Source organism: Oleiphilus sp. HI0123 (genome assembly GCF_001635315.1).
In genome coordinates this window covers 1-269 of the sequence record NZ_LWGE01000734.1, presented here as the reverse complement: position 1 = coordinate 269, position 269 = coordinate 1, and the positions used below count along the sequence as shown (strand labels likewise).

Here is a 269-nt window from a genome sequence, read left to right as displayed (position 1 = left end):
AAACTCTGGCTACACAAGCCAAATTGCCTGGATCGACCAGAGTGAATACCGCGTCCATAAAATTGAATTTTATGACCGTAAAAAAGCGCTACTAAAGACCCTCAACTCTAGTGATTACAATCAATATCTTGACCAATACTGGCGCCCGAATGTGATGAAGATGCAGAATCACCAGACAGGTAAAAGCACTGACTTAATCTGGAGCAATTTTCAGTTTTCTACCGGGCTAAGTGATAGTGACTTCACCAAGAACAGCTTGAAGCGCGCTC

The 269-nt window shown here is 43.1% G+C and carries 1 protein-coding gene; it reads left to right on the top strand.

Translation table 11 applies throughout. From position 1 onward, the window contains the following. A partial coding sequence (locus tag A3761_RS06550; protein WP_156491682.1) for an outer membrane lipoprotein-sorting protein occupies window positions 1-269 on the top strand: 269 nt, incomplete at both ends.